General features: G+C 76.6%; 1 pseudogene. It reads right to left on the bottom strand.

Annotation, left to right across the window (positions count from 1 at the left end):
• Positions 1–213, bottom strand: a pseudogene (locus G3I71_RS48715) (hypothetical protein); the annotation flags it as partial.
• Positions 214–414: the final 201 nt, after the last annotated feature.

Here is a 414-nt window from a genome sequence, read left to right on the forward strand (position 1 = left end):
GACCCGGACCACCAGCCAGGCCCCGGCCGCGTCCATCAGCAGCGCCCTGGCACCGAGCCACGCCCCGGCCAGACCGGTGTCCGGCAGCGGCCCCGGCGGGAGCGGCCCCGGCGACGGGTCCGGGGTCGGCTTCGGGCCGGGCTTGCGGTGGGTGTTGGTGATCGTGCAGGTCACGTCCTGCCGGGGAGCGATGTCGACGGCACTGCCGGCCACGGGCGCGGGCTCCTCCCCTTCGGCCCCGCAGCTCCACTCGGAGGCGTCGCCTCGAGCCGGGGCGTCTGGAACCGGTACGGCGTGGTGACGGTCCCGCCCGTCCGGAACGTGTCGTTCACGAACCACCCGTCGTGCGCCGCGACCTGCCGCACCCAGAACTGCCGCCCCTGGTTGGCACCCCCCGCCGCCGACCCGGTCACG

This window comes from Streptomyces sp. SID12501 (assembly GCF_010550245.1).
GTDB lineage: Bacteria > Actinomycetota > Actinomycetes > Streptomycetales > Streptomycetaceae > Streptomyces.